We start from the raw sequence: 13,986 nt of genomic DNA, 5'->3' as shown, positions 1-13,986 counted from the left end.
CACCGACACCGACACCGACACGGTAACGGCTGATTACTCATCAACGACAGCCAACTCAAACGCGCTATCAGTAACAGACGGCTCAACAAAGAGCTACAGCAATATAACCGTAAGCAAAACGGGCGACGCTACCGGGTCAAGCGACGGCACAAGCGGCTATGACTGGGTAGGCACAAACGCGGCTATACTTGCGTCAGGAGGCTCAAATGTTACCATCACGGGCGCGACAATCACGACAAGTGCTGTCGGCGGAAATGCTGTATTCTCTTACGGCGGAAGCAGGAGCGGAAACGGAGACGGGACAGCCGTAACAATCTCTAACTCAACAATCACGACAAGCAAGAACAATTCCGGCGGAATAATGACGACAGGCGGCGGAGTCATGACCGCAAACAACCTCACAATCACAACGGCGGGCGGCTCATCGGCGGCTATACGCTCTGACAGCGGCGGCGGCACTGTTACGGTGAACGGAGGCACTTACACCGCAAACGGCCAAGGCTCCCCGGCAATATACTCAACGGCGGCGATAACTGTTGCAGACGCGGATTTGACATCGGGGATCGCGCAGGTTGTCGTTATTGAGGGCGGAAATTCCGTAGCTCTTGAAGAATGCACGCTTGACGCTCATCACACATCAAAGAACGGCCAGGACTCAACGTATCAGGCTGTGTTGATTTATCAGTCAATGTCGGGCGACGCTTCAGACGGAAATTCATCGTTCAGCATGACAGGCGGAAGCCTAACGAACGAAAACGGCGATATTTTCTGCGTTACGAACGTTACGACGACAATCACGCTTTCAGCCGCGACAATCACAAACAATGACTCATCCGGCAATTTCCTCCGGGCAGAGGCTCAGAACTGGGGCAGCTCAGGCAGTAACGGCGGAAAAGTTACCCTCAACGCCTCCGGGCAGGACATTAGCGGGAATATGATTGTTGACAGTTCGTCATCCCTCACGCTGAACCTGAAGGACAGCTCGACATTCAGCGGGGCGATTAACACATCAGGCGCGGCAGGCACGGTGAACGTAACAATAGAGAACGGCTCAACATGGACTCTTACGGGAAATTCCTACGTAACAAGCCTCACGAACAACGGAACCATCAACAAGGGAAGCTACTCCCTCTCCGTGAACGGAACAGCTTACACAGAGTAAAAATTTTCCGGGCGGTATGAAAAATGCTGCCCGTTTTCTTTTCCCCGCGAAATATTAATATCCCGCTGATTTTTGATACAATATAGCCATCCACAAAAAAATTTTTCACAGGAGGCAATAATTTTATGACAGGCTTTGACTATTCAAACGCGCTGAAATTCGTGCGCCCTCATGAAGTCGACAGCATGAAGGCTATCACCCTCGCGGCGGCTGACCTGCTCAAATCCCGCAAAGGTGCCGGCAATGACTTTCTCGGCTGGATAGATCTCCCGGTCAACTACGACAGGGAAGAGTTTTCCCGCATAAAGATGGCCGCCAAAAAGATACAGAGCGACTCCGAAATTCTCCTTGTCGCAGGAATCGGAGGCTCATATCTCGGAGCAAGGGCCGCGATTGAGTTCCTGAGACACGGCTTCTATAATGACCTGTCCCCGGAAGTCCGCAAAACTCCGCGTATATATTACGTCGGCAACAGCATGAACAGCACATATATACAGGACGTAATAGACCTCCTAGATGGGCATGATTTCTCCGTCAACGTAATCTCAAAGTCAGGCACAACGACAGAGACCGCAATAGCCTTCAGGGTGTTCCGGGATCTTCTCATCAAGAAATACGGAGCGAAAGAGGCCGCCAAACGAATTTACGCGACAACCGACAAAGCCCGCGGAGCATTGAAGACTCTTGCTGACACAGAGGGCTATGAATCGTTCGTGATTCCTGATGATGTCGGCGGAAGATTCAGCGTGTTGACGGCTGTGGGACTCCTCCCGATAGCGGCGAGCGGTGCTGATATTGATGCTCTCATGGCCGGGGCGGCGGCAGGGCGTGATGTGGCTCTCAATAAGGCGTTTGAGGAAAACCCCGCGTTACAGTATGCGGCATTACGCAACATACTTCACCGCAAAGGGAAGACCGTTGAAATTCTCGCAAACTATGAGCCGTCAATGCACTACATTTCGGAGTGGTGGAAACAGCTTTACGGCGAGTCAGAAGGCAAAGACCAGCGCGGAATTTTCCCGGCAAGCGTTGACCTTACGACAGATCTTCACTCTATGGGCCAGTTCATTCAGGACGGGGACAGGATAATGTTTGAGACAGTCCTCAATATCGAGAACGCCCGCAAAGATTTCGCGCTAACATCGCAGGAAAACGATCTTGACGGCCTCAACTACCTTGCGGGTAAAAATATGAGCTGGGTTAATCAGTGCGCCATGCAGGGGACAATAGCGGCACACGTTGACGGCGGAGTCCCGAACATGATGGTGAAGATTCCCGCGCAGGACGAGAAATCACTCGGAGAGCTGTTCTACTTCTTCGAGTATGCCTGCGGGGTGTCGGGGTATATCAGCGGGATTAACCCGTTCAATCAGCCCGGAGTCGAGTTCTACAAGACCAATATGTTCAAGCTGCTCGGCAAGCCCGGAAAGTAACTGCGGAAATGATTTGCCCCCGGTGAGAGTGCCGGGGGTGTTTTATATTCGCGGCCTGCGGAGTTCGTCTTTGATACGTTTAAGAATTTCCAACATCCCGGAAGCCTCAAGAATTTTCTTTGCGACTCTTCGAACCGGGTAATACAGAAAACATTTCGCGAGTGTTTTCGCGCAAGCAGTAAGCATTATTCTGCGCCTTGACACGGTGAATAAACATTGTTCTTTGAGGTGTGCTTTTGTCGACCTGTACGCGGCTATGACGTTGTCGGCCATCTCAAAGCTGCTGACGTATCTTGTCGCGTGGCCGTAATGCGTTGCCCAAGAGTAACTAGCACATTTTTTATACCATGTTAGCGTAACTAGCCTGAGAAGCTCCCGGAATTTCGCGCCGAAAAATATATCCGCTTCATTCTTGCTGAAGGCTTCAGGAAATTCCCTGTCCGCCATATCCATAAGCTCAAATATCTGAATTGTACTTCTGCGGGGAGCATAATAGGTGTCAAAAATATTTTCCTTATGCTCGACGCCTGATTTGGTTTCGACAAAATTTATAAGACGACTGTTTTTTTCTCCGTAAATATGGATACCGCTGGTTATGTAGCCGCCCTTCCCCCTAAGCAACATTGCAAATTTTAGACGGGCTTCGGGGTACATGTCGGAAGTCGTGAAATACCTGTCCCGCTCCTGTACGGACATGAGTGCTTCCCGGCTGTAAATGTCTCCTGTCGGATGTGTTATCATCACAAACTCGGTCATTGCCTCGATGCCGGAGTAAACGCAACCGTTCTTCTTTCTGCCATACAGATAGCTGTAGCCGTCCTTGAGAAATACGATATTATTCCTGCGGGCATTTCTGAGAAGCTCTATCAGGTGCGGGATATTCTCACCGTGCATTCTGTCGCGGGCCATTATGAGATAAAGCCATTCACCCCTGCCAAGCTCCAAGACATGCTGCCAGTTCCTGTGCGCTCCGATATTCTTTGCATTGCGGGAATACCTCAGACGCGAATCATGAATACGGGACATAAGTTCGCCGACATTCTCGCGGGAATCGTCATCGCTCACAACGACTTCAAAGCGCGAATCATCACAGCTCAAAAGCTCTTTCACAATCTTTTCCGCCGCCTGTGCATTGTTGTATACTGGTATACAAAAAGAGACAATAGGGTGATCTAGTCTAGTTTGGTCAAATATAGCGGACATATTCATTCTGTCAACCTCACTTTATATTATTCTTCAGGATATTCACTGCCTCATTCACCGCAATATTCACTGCCTCTGAATTTTTCCCCCAGCCCTGTGCGCTAAAGGGACTCCCGCCTCCCTTGCCGCCGAGAATCTCAATCGCCTTCCTGAATGCCGGACGGACATCAATATTCCTGTTATCCTTATTGCACCCGGCCATGACGAAAACGCCCTCGCCATTCACGCCCGCAAGTATAGCTATTGCTTCTTTGTCGCTGTCCGTTATGAGCTTGAACAGGTGCTTTGTTTCGTCCTGCGATGAGTGAGGCATTATGTGCGATATTATTCTGCACTGCCCGCAAATTTCAGCGTCTTTCAGCAACGACTCCGCAATCGGCTTCAGGTATTGCACGGTCAATGACTCATTCTGTGATTTGAGCGCGTGTATCTGTGATTTCAGGCTCGCGATTTTGTCATTTATTCCGTCATAGCCGCAGACTAATTCCGACTCCGCCTTCCTGACTTCATGATACAGTGAAGTAATCCACCTGTAAGCCGCCCTCCCGCACCGCAGGTATATTCTTGAGCCGCCCTTGTGATTCTCGCAGGATATGACCTTCACGAGTCCAACCTGCCCCGTTGATGACGCATGAACGCCGCAGCAGGGTACATAGTCGACTCCTTCAACCTTTATGATTCTGACCGGGGGGACTGCGTTCTCCGGGGGAAGTTTCCTCGCAAGCTCTCTGATTTCCGACATGGCCGGGAAAATCACCTCAGCGGGAATATCCGCCCACACTGCCTCATTCGCGGCCGACTCCGCCTCAAGAATCGCGCTCATGTCCGCCGGAATGTCGGTGTCAATTGATACGTTGTCGCCCTCGATCCTCATCCGCGCCGTGTGAATGTGATGGAGATTCCACAGACAGCCCGCGAAAAGGTGTTCCCCTAAATGCTGCTGCATATGCTCGAATCTCCGCTCCCAGTTCAATACGCCGTGAACAGTTTTTCCCTCAGCAGGCGAATCTGTGATGTGTATGATGTCGTCTCCATGCTCGATGACTTCTATCACTTCCGCGCCGTCAATCGTGCCTGTGTCGCAGGGCTGTCCTCCTCCGCCGGGGTAAAACAATGTGCGGTCAAGAATGATGTGAAATTTGCCGTCATGCTCGGACTGTGATAATAATTGCGCGTCAAACTCTCTTGCGTACGGGTCATCGTAGAATAATTTTGCGGTCAAGTCGCTTCACTTCCCGTTAAAATTTCTTGCGTGAATTATAATACAAGTATTCACAGAAAAAGGAGGGATTAACATGGAAGAATACGTAACGCTTCAAATGCACGATGTCCAGCTTGAACGAATCGAGGCACTAATGGAGCGCAACATGGCGCGCCAGGAAGCTATAGCCAGCGACATTAAGGGAGAACTCAAAGCACTTAACGCGAAAATCGACAATGCAGAGCAGAGGCTTGACGCAAAAATTGACGGCGTAGAGCAGAGGCTAGACGCAAAAATTGACAGCGTGAAAAGCGAACTCAACGCTAGGATTGACGGTCTCGACGCAAAAATCGAAAGCGTAGAACAGAGTCTTAACGCAAAAATTGACGGCGTGGAACAGAGGCTTGACGCGAAAATCGAAAGCGTAAAGAACGAGCTTAACGCAAAAATCGACAATATAGAGCAGAGCCTTAACGCCAGAATCGATGCTGTTGAACAGAGACTCGAAGCAAAAATTGACAGCGTGAAGAACGAGCTTAACGCAAAAATCGATAATGTAGAGCAGAGCCTTAACGCGAAAATCGACAGCGTGAAGAACGAGCTTAACGCGAAAATTGACGCTACAGCACAGAGCCTCAACATCAAAATTGATGGTGTAGAGAAGAGACTCGAAACAAAAATTGACGGTGTCATGGAAGCGGTAACAATCACAAATTCGCGGATCGATGACCTTGTCAGCAAAAATTCAAACAACATAGCGTTATGGGCAATTTTTGCGGCGGTATCCGGGATTTTGATGACAACAATTGTCGGGGTATACCAGTTATTTGTGAGATAAGACAGGAGGAAATTATATTTTGAGCAGAGTATTCAATTTCAGCGCGGGGCCTGCGGTTTTGCCTGAGGAAGTTTTACGCACAGCCCAGGCGGAAATGTTAGAGTACGGCAATTCGGGCATGTCAGTAATGGAGATGAGCCACAGGTCAAAAGACTTTGAGGAGATTTTGTTCACGGCGGAAAATGACCTGCGTACCCTCATGAACATTCCCGGAAATTACCGTGTATTGTTCCTTCAGGGCGGAGGCTGTACACAGTTCGCGATGATTCCCATGAACTTAATGAAGCACAAATCAGCCGACTACATTATCACCGGGCAATGGTCAAAGAAAGCCGCCCAGGAAGCCAAAATATTCGGGGACGTTCACATTGTCGCAAGCTCTGAGGACAGGAATTTTGCCTACGTCCCGGACTTTTCCGGCCTGAAACTTTCGCCCGACTCAGACTATGTATATATATGCCAGAATGAGACAGTACACGGCACCACAATACGCACCCTTCCCGACACAGGAGACAAGCCGCTTGTCGCTGATATATCGTCCATGTTCCTTAGCGAGCCTCTCGATGTCAGCAAGTACGGCGTAATCTGGGGCGGTGTGCAGAAAAACGTAGGCCCGGCAGGCGTAACAATCGTAATCATACGCGATGACTTAATCACAGATGACGTTATGCCCTTCACGCCCACTATGCTGAAGTACAAGATTCACGCCGACAATAAATCGCTCTACAATACGCCCCCGTGCTACAACATTTATATTTGCGGACTCGTCTTCAAGTGGCTGCTGAAACTCGGAGGAACTGAGGCCATGCACAAAATCAACAGGGAGAAAGCCGCCTTGCTTTATGATTATCTTGACGGCTCTAAAATGTTTCATGGGACTGTCGACAAGAAAGACCGCTCACTAATGAACGTGCCTTTTGTTACAGGGGACAAGAATCTTGACGCGGAATTTGTCCGGGAAGCCGAGAAAGCCGGACTCCGTAACATAAAGGGACATAGATCCGTCGGAGGAATGCGGGCATCACTGTATAACGCAATGCCGCTTGAAGGGGTTAAAGCCCTCGTGAAATTCATGGCCGGATTCGAGGAGACTCACAAATGTTAGCACCGAAAGAACGCAAAATTTTCTGCCTCAACAACATATCACCCACAGGGCTGGCGAATTTCCGCAAAGGCTACACGATTACGGACGACATGAACGAGGCCGCCGGGATTCTTGTCCGTTCTGCTGACATGAAGACGATGAATTTCCCCGAAGGACTCCGGGCGGTCGCTAGGGCAGGCGCGGGAGTCAACAACATTCCTATAGAGAAATGCTCAGAGTCAGGGATTGTCGTCTTCAACACTCCGGGCGCGAACGCAAACAGCGTGAAAGAACTCGTGATAGCCGGATTGCTTTTAGCCTCGCGGGACATTTACGGCGGAATATCATGGGTCAAAGAGAATGCGAACGATTCCGACATCACAAAACTTGCGGAGAAAGCCAAGAAAAATTTTTCCGGCCATGAAATAAAGGGAAAGACTCTCGGCATAATTGGACTCGGTGCTATAGGAGTCCAAGTAGCAAACGCCGCTGTGAGTCTGGGAATGAACGTTATCGGATATGACCCGTATTTGTCGCTCAAATCCGCGTGGATGTTAAGCCCTTCAGTGAAACACGCTGACACCCCGGAGGAAGTTTACGCAGTCTCAGATTTCATTACGATACACGTTCCGGCGATGGATTCAACCCGGCACATGATTAACGCTGACACAATCGCAAAAATGAAACAGGGCGTTAAGATTCTGAACTTTGCGCGTGATGTTCTTGTTGACGAAAATGCCGTGAGGGACGCAATAATTTCCGGCCATGTCGCAAAATATATCTCCGATTTTCCCAACACTTTAAGCGCGAATATTCCGGGGGCTGTCGTCCTTCCTCATTTGGGAGCGTCAACGGAAGAGGCCGAAGAGAACTGCGCTATGATGGCCGTCCAGCAGTTACAGGACTATTTAGACAGCGGGAACATCACAAACAGCGTGAATTTCCCGGAGATTAACGCGGGGACTTGCGGAGCTGAGGCAAGAGTCGCAATTTTGCACAGGAATATACCTGCAATGCTTTCGGGGATAACATCATTTTTCGGGACAAACGGACTCAATATCGAGAACCTGATTAACCGTGCGCGGGGTCAGTATGCGTATACGCTTGTTGACATATCGCACAAAATGCCGGATGACACGACAGAGAGATTACGCGAGATTAACGGAGTGCTGAGAGTGAGACGGGTGAAAGAGAGAAGCTAGAGAGAGAGAGAGAGAAATTATCCCCTTGCCGTTTTTGCGACAGGGGGATTTTGTTTTGCTTACGCGCAGCATTTTTTGATGACTTCAGCGGCCTTAGAGAGCAAATCATCAGGGATATTCAGCGCAGGAAGGAGTCTAACTCTGTCTTTCGCTGTGAGGCACAAGACTCCCTCAGATATGCACTCATTCACGACATCTTTGGCCGGCTTTGTCGTCTTGAGTCCCATCATCAGACCCATTCCCGTAACAGCCTCAATTCCGGGTGCGCCCGTGAACGTGTCGAAAAGATATTTGCTCTTCTCCCTGACTCCGGCCATGAGTGTATCGTCAATCCTTCCGAGAATGCTCACAGCCCCCGCGCAGGCCACAGGATTCCCGCCGAACGTAGAGCCGTGATCCCCGGGCTTGAGGGTGTCTTTCACCTTGTCGCCCAGCATTGTCGCTCCGAGAGGAAGACCGCCCGCGAGTCCCTTTGCCGTTGACACTATATCGGGCTGAATGCCGTAATTCATGTAGCTGTAGAGTCTGCCCGTCCTGCCGTTGCCCGTCTGAACCTCGTCAACAATCAGTAGAATATCATTCTCACGCGCAAATTCGGCGACTCCCTTCACGTATTCCTCAGTGAGCGGGACGACTCCGCCCTCGCCCTGTACGCACTCAATCATTATCGCAGCGGTCTTGTGAGCGTCGGCAAGAACCTTCATGTACTCAAGATTATTCGCCTCAGCGTGAACAAATCCCGGTGTCAGCGGCCTGAACGCCTCGTGATAATGATCCTGCCCCGTAGCGGATAACATTGCGATTGTCCGTCCGTGAAAGCTATTCTTGAGGGTGATTACTGTATTGTAGTCCGGGCCTTTGGTGTCGGCGGCGTATTTTCGTGCTGCTTTCACAGCGCATTCGTTTGCCTCCGCGCCTGAGTTCGAGAAAAATACCTTGCTCATTCCCGTGCGCTTGCAGAGCATTTCCGCAAGTTTCGCGCAAGGCTCAGTGTAAAACAGGTTGGACATGTGCTGAACTTTGGCGGCCTGTTCGCATATCGCCTTGTACCATACATCATCGCACACTCCGAACGAGTTCACAGCGATTCCCGATGTCAGATCAATATAGTCTTTTCCGTCAATGTCCGTAACAAGTGATCCTTTTCCGGCGGTGATTGTTACGGGGAAACGGGCATAAGTTCCCGCTACATATTCGCGGTCTGTCTCCTGAATATTCATGTGAAAAATTCCTCCTTAGGGCAAAAACATTGTGCCGGCTCCCTCATCCGTGAGAAGCTCTATCAGTATTGAGTGAGGGACTCTGCCGTCCATAATTATAACTTTGTTCACGCCTTCTTTGATTGCCTTAATGCAGCAGTCAGCCTTTGGAATCATTCCGCCCGTAATCACGCCTGACTCTTTGAGGGCTTGCGCTTCTGACACTGTGATTTCGGGGATTAGGGTTGACGGGTCTTTAGGGTCTCGCAGGATTCCGGCTATGTCGGTCATCATGATTAGGCGTTCCGCGTGCAATGCCCCTGCGATATATGCCGCGGCGGTGTCTCCGTTGATGTTGAAGATTTCGCCGTTGTCCCCGCTTGCTATTGTCGAGATTACCGGGATATAGTTCTTTGCGAGGAGGTCATATACGCAGTCGGGATTGATTTTCGTGATTTCCCCTACGAGTCCAAGCCTCTCATCTTTGAATTTCGCCTGAATGAGTCTGTCGTCAATTCCTGAGAGTCCAACCGCCCTTCCGCCTTTCGTCTCAAGCAAACCTACAAGCGACTTGTTGACCTTTCCGGCAAGAACCATCTGCACAATGTCTATTGTCTCTTGGTCTGTTACCCTGAGTCCGTCAACAAATTCGGGCTTCTTTCCGAGCCTGTCCATCAGTGAATTGATTTCCGGGCCGCCTCCGTGAACGAGTACGACATTCACCCCGACAAGCCGCAATAACACTATATCTTCCATCACCTGCTGTTTGAGGCTTTCACTTGTCATAGCGTTACCGCCGTATTTCACGACTACGATTTTCCCCGCGTATTTCCTGATGTACGGGAGAGCCTGCACGAGAATTTCAGCGCGTTCCGTTGCCTTCATTGTGATTCCTCCTTAAACGTTAAGCCCCTCGGTTTCGTCAATGCCGAGAAGTATATTCATGTTCTGAATTGCCGCCCCTGAAGCACCTTTGCCGAGGTTGTCGAAACGTGAGACGAGAATAATCCGCTCATCATTCCCGTAAACAGAAATCTCCAAATCATCGCGCCCGGAAAATTTCCCCGCCGAAATGAATCCGCCCTCATCGGAATTTTCCGCGAAATGAATCAGTCCGCCGTGATAATAATCCCTGTAGCAGTCTTTTACGGCCTGAATATTTTTCCCGTGCAATGATACAGTAACTTCCATCCCGGCATAATACGGAGCTACAACAGGGCAGAACACCGGGGGGACTTCAAGCCCTGACACCTGAGTCATTTCGGGCAAATGCTTATGACTCTGACTCAGCCCGTACTGTCTAGGAGCGTCAAGAAGGGAGTCGCGTTTACTGTCTTCATACTGGGCAATCATTTTCTTTCCACCGCCTGAGTACCCCGTGAGCGAAAAGCACGTGAGAGTCTCATTCTTTGCGACTATTCCCGCCTGAACGAGGGGAGCCGCAAGCGCAATGAAGCCAGTTGCGTGGCACCCGGGATTAGCGATTCTCTTTGAGGCTGAAATTTTCCCCCGCTGGCCGTCAAGCTCCGGCAGTCCGTAAACCCATCCCGGACTCACCCTGTGGGCTGTTGACGTGTCAATGATTGCTGTTGCCTCATTGCTGACGAGTGAGACCGACTCCCGCGCCGCGTCATCAGGCAGGCACAGGAACGCAATATCCGCCACGTTCAGCGCGTCCCGGCGGGCGTTGATGTCCTTGCGTGTTTCCTCCGTGAGGGTGATTAACTGAATGTCCCTGCGGGAAGAGAGACGCTCATAGATTCTGAGTCCTGTTGTCCCTGCACTGCCGTCAATAAATATTTTCTTCATGATAAATTTTCTCCGTTGGGAATTTTTGCTGACCGTATTATATCCGCAGAGTAAATTTTCTGTCAACAAAAAGCCAATAGAGTGAATAAAAGTTTACTAACGCATAAAAACTGAAATGGTAAAATATCAGCATTATGATGAAAACGTTCTGTTTCAAGCTGTACAATTCCAACAGGAACAAGCACTTGATGAGGCTCATTAACATCGCGGGACTCATCTACAATCATCAAAACACCGCGCGGATACCCCTAGCTTTAGCTATGCGGAGGAAGCGCGTAATCTCCTTTCTTTTTTGTTTTTCGCCAATATCTTAAATTTTTAGCGAAATATAGTATTAAATTCCTTTATTTATTTTATACAAAAATATAGTATAATATATAAAAATCAAATAAAGGAGCTTTAGACTTTTTGAAATTAAGCGAGTATGCCAAGAAAAATTCAATAACCTACCAGACAGCATGGAATCATTTTAAGAGCGGGAAAATACCGAATGCCCGACGGCTTCCAACAGGTACAGTTGTTATTGACGAAAATCCACGAGCTAACGTAAAAGATTATGTGATAGTCTACGCACGAGTATCAAGCTCCGAAAATAAATCCAACCTTGACGCACAGGCTGACAGACTAATCCAGTACTGTGAAGCTCTTGGATTGACTGTTTCAGAAGTCGTAAAGGAATGTGCCAGCGGCTTGAATGACAGCAGACCAAAGTTGTCAAAGATATTCAGAGATAGAAAGGCTACAAAGATAGTAGTTGAACATAGAGACAGATTGACACGGTTCGGCTTCAATTACATAGAGCTTCTTTATCCAGAGTGCGAGATAATTGTCGTAGACCCTTGCGAGGATAAACAGGACTTATTTGAAGATTTCATATCATTAGTAACGAGTTTCTGCGCTAGAATTTATGGCAGACGGCGTTCACGCAGAAAAACAGAACAGATAATCGAGGCACTTAATGATACTGAGTGAACAGCATATATTCACAAGAGGCTCTAAAGCATTCAGCGAATTTGAGATATTATGCCGAAACGCTAATAACTTGTACAACGCTACTATGTACTGTGTACGGCAGGAATTTTTCAGAGGAACAGTGCTGTCATATGAAGCGGTCAATAAGAAATTCATTCAGGATAAACAGCCTGATTACTATAGTCTGCCGACAAAAATCTCACAGCAAATACAGCGGATAGTAGGCTCTGCGTGGAAAAGCTATTTTGTGTCAGCCAAGGACTACAAGAAAAATCCGTCCAAATATCTTGGCAAGCCACGAATACCGACTTACAGGGAAAAGGGAGGATTTTTCGTAGTACCATTCACGAGACAATCTATAGCATTCAATACTAGAAATGTTCCCAGAGGATATTTGAGGCTGTCAGGCACATCTGTATTGATTAAGACTAAGCAAAAAGAAATTCAAGCAGCAAGACTAGTTCCACAAGACAGGAATCACATAAAGGTAGAAATTCTTTATGAAATTGAGTGTCCAGATGTAAGGAGTAACGGGGGAATCGCGTCAATAGATTTAGGGATAAATAACCTTGCAACGATTGTATATCCCAATTCGCGAACCGAGATAATCAACGGACGGCCATTGAAGTCAATAAATCAGTATTACAACAAGAAACTGGCTGAAACACGCTCTAAGAACGCCAAGCGCGAACATCAGACAAGAAGGGAGGTTAACTTGATAAGCAAACGGCGGAATAAGATAAATGATTACCTTCACAAGGCTTCTCGCTATATTGTGAATCAATTAGTTTCCAACGATGTAACCGAGTTAGTGATAGGCTACAATGCGAGGTGGAAACAAGACATAAAATTAGGCAGAGCAGGCCATTCAAGAAAGGAAGGCAATCAGAGGTTTCAATTTATCCCATTCTATAAATTCATAAGTATGTTGACATACAAATGCGCTTTGGCTGGAATATTGGTAACTACGAACGAAGAAAGCTACACGTCTAAATGCAGTTTCTTGGATAACGAAGAAGTGTGCAAACATGCGGAATACAAGGGGAAGCGAATAAAACGAGGATTATTCCGAGCATCTGATGGAAGATTAATAAATGCAGATGTAAACGGAGCATTGAATATCTTGAAGAAATATGTGGAAAAAGTAGTCAGGAATAAAGAGGAAATATTAAACTCTTTGGACTTGATAGAGGTGTGTAGTACGCCATCGGTTTATACCGTAAAACTCGTAGCATAGATATTTTTATATGTTTCGAGTAACTATCAATTCAGTATGATAAATCTTCCGCATTACCTGAAAAAAGACGGCTGGTTCTCACTGATAATTCCGCGAATAAAGATTAAGGACGGTTATTTTTCGCTCCCTATGTCAAGGGATTTCAAGAAGGAACACGGCGAATTACGGTTTAACATTCCGCCTAACATAGCAGACAAAGAAATTCAGCAAGTGCGTATTCACCCGCGAAATAATGCCCGTTTCTTTGAGATTGAATATATTTATGAACAGCCAGAAATAAAAGTTGACGTTGACGCAGAAAAATTCTTAGGCGTTGACTTTGGACTTGATAATCTTGCAACGTGTGTAACAAGCGAGGGGGCATCGTTTATAATCGATGGAAAACAAATCAAATCTTACAACCGCTTATATAACAAAGAAAACGCAAGGCTTCAGAGTATCAAGGATAAGCAGAAACACAAAGGATTAACAGCGCGTCAATATCGCAATCTGAGAAAACGCAATGCCCGTATCAATCACGCAATGAGTATAGCTGCCCGAAAAATTATCACGTACTGTATCAATCACCGAATAGGGAATATCGTAGTAGGTTACAATCCCGACTGGAAGCGCGAAATCCATATAGGGACGCAGAATAATCAAAACT

Annotated in this window: 13 protein-coding genes; 8 read left to right on the top strand and 5 right to left on the bottom strand. The window is 48.0% G+C overall.

All coding sequences use genetic code 11. The features are described 5' to 3' along the window. Together IKQ95_07605 and IKQ95_07600 are read left to right on the top strand one after the other, a co-directional pair. A partial coding sequence (locus IKQ95_07605; protein ID MBR4196557.1) for a hypothetical protein occupies window positions 1-1,162 on the top strand: 1,162 nt, incomplete at its 5' end. A 125-nt stretch (window positions 1,163-1,287) separates the two neighbouring features. Further along, entirely contained in the window at window positions 1,288-2,595 is a 1,308-nt protein-coding gene (locus tag IKQ95_07600; GenBank protein MBR4196556.1) for a glucose-6-phosphate isomerase, read from the top strand. A gap of 42 nt (window positions 2,596-2,637) precedes the next feature. On the opposite strand, the gene IKQ95_07595 is transcribed toward IKQ95_07600, so the two are convergent. After that, the gene (locus IKQ95_07595) at window positions 2,638-3,804 is read right to left on the bottom strand and encodes a glycosyltransferase (GenBank protein ID MBR4196555.1); all 1,167 of its coding nucleotides are present in this window, start codon (window positions 3,802-3,804) and stop codon (window positions 2,638-2,640) included. Between the two features lie 10 nt (window positions 3,805-3,814). After that, window positions 3,815-5,020, bottom strand: a complete 1,206-nt coding sequence (locus IKQ95_07590) for a hypothetical protein (GenBank protein ID MBR4196554.1) — start codon at window positions 5,018-5,020, stop codon at window positions 3,815-3,817. Window positions 5,021-5,093: 73 nt separating this feature from the next. On the opposite strand from IKQ95_07590, the gene IKQ95_07585 reads away from it, so the two are divergent. The 3 genes from IKQ95_07585 to IKQ95_07575 are packed head-to-tail and all read left to right on the top strand — an operon-like array spanning window position 5,094 to window position 8,123. After that, on the top strand, window positions 5,094-5,837 hold the full coding sequence (locus IKQ95_07585; protein MBR4196553.1) for an apolipoprotein A1/A4/E family protein: 744 nt from the start codon (window positions 5,094-5,096) through the stop codon (window positions 5,835-5,837). 19 nt (window positions 5,838-5,856) lie between these two features. Next, window positions 5,857-6,942, top strand: coding sequence for a 3-phosphoserine/phosphohydroxythreonine transaminase (serC, locus tag IKQ95_07580; GenBank protein MBR4196552.1), 1,086 nt, complete (start codon window positions 5,857-5,859; stop codon window positions 6,940-6,942). Further along, the gene (locus IKQ95_07575; GenBank protein ID MBR4196551.1) at window positions 6,936-8,123 is read left to right on the top strand and encodes a 3-phosphoglycerate dehydrogenase; all 1,188 of its coding nucleotides are present in this window, start codon (window positions 6,936-6,938) and stop codon (window positions 8,121-8,123) included. Before serC ends, IKQ95_07575 begins: the two co-directional genes overlap by 7 nt. 59 nt (window positions 8,124-8,182) lie before the next feature. Here the strand turns inward: IKQ95_07575 and IKQ95_07570 are convergent, their stop codons facing one another. From IKQ95_07570 to argC, 3 genes are read right to left on the bottom strand one after another with little or no spacing between them, the layout of a single operon-like run. Beyond that, entirely contained in the window at window positions 8,183-9,343 is a 1,161-nt protein-coding gene (locus tag IKQ95_07570; GenBank protein MBR4196550.1) for an acetylornithine/succinylornithine family transaminase, read from the bottom strand. Between the two features lie 15 nt (window positions 9,344-9,358). Then, the gene (gene argB / locus IKQ95_07565) at window positions 9,359-10,207 is read right to left on the bottom strand and encodes an acetylglutamate kinase (GenBank protein MBR4196549.1); all 849 of its coding nucleotides are present in this window, start codon (window positions 10,205-10,207) and stop codon (window positions 9,359-9,361) included. A gap of 12 nt (window positions 10,208-10,219) precedes the next feature. After that, on the bottom strand, window positions 10,220-11,134 hold the full coding sequence (gene argC, locus IKQ95_07560; GenBank protein MBR4196548.1) for an N-acetyl-gamma-glutamyl-phosphate reductase: 915 nt from the start codon (window positions 11,132-11,134) through the stop codon (window positions 10,220-10,222). A gap of 405 nt (window positions 11,135-11,539) precedes the next feature. Between argC and IKQ95_07555 the strand changes: the two genes are divergently transcribed. From IKQ95_07555 to IKQ95_07545, 3 genes are all read left to right on the top strand, one after another. Then, window positions 11,540-12,103, top strand: a complete 564-nt coding sequence (locus IKQ95_07555; protein ID MBR4196547.1) for an IS607 family transposase — start codon at window positions 11,540-11,542, stop codon at window positions 12,101-12,103. Window positions 12,104-12,350: 247 nt separating this feature from the next. Continuing rightward, window positions 12,351-13,340, top strand: coding sequence for a transposase (locus IKQ95_07550; protein MBR4196546.1), 990 nt, complete (start codon window positions 12,351-12,353; stop codon window positions 13,338-13,340). A gap of 129 nt (window positions 13,341-13,469) precedes the next feature. Next, window positions 13,470-13,986: transposase (locus tag IKQ95_07545; GenBank protein MBR4196545.1), on the top strand; the 517-nt coding region annotated here is incomplete at its 3' end.

This window comes from Synergistaceae bacterium (genome assembly GCA_017540085.1).
Taxonomy (GTDB): Bacteria; Synergistota; Synergistia; order Synergistales; family Aminobacteriaceae; genus JAFUXM01.
This window is presented reverse-complemented; position numbering and strand designations above follow the sequence as displayed.

What these genes read in the sequence shown, in the direction of transcription:
- IKQ95_07600 (MBR4196556.1), top strand. Translation starts at nt 1,288, where the DNA reads ATGACAGGCTTTGACTATTCAAACGCGCTGAAATTCGTGCGCCCTCAT.
- IKQ95_07595 (MBR4196555.1), bottom strand. Translation starts at nt 3,804, where the DNA reads ATGAATATGTCCGCTATATTTGACCAAACTAGACTAGATCACCCTATT.
- IKQ95_07585 (MBR4196553.1), top strand. Translation starts at nt 5,094, where the DNA reads ATGGAAGAATACGTAACGCTTCAAATGCACGATGTCCAGCTTGAACGA.
- IKQ95_07575 (MBR4196551.1), top strand. Translation starts at nt 6,936, where the DNA reads ATGTTAGCACCGAAAGAACGCAAAATTTTCTGCCTCAACAACATATCA.
- IKQ95_07570 (MBR4196550.1), bottom strand. Translation starts at nt 9,343, where the DNA reads ATGAATATTCAGGAGACAGACCGCGAATATGTAGCGGGAACTTATGCC.
- argB (MBR4196549.1), bottom strand. Translation starts at nt 10,207, where the DNA reads ATGAAGGCAACGGAACGCGCTGAAATTCTCGTGCAGGCTCTCCCGTAC.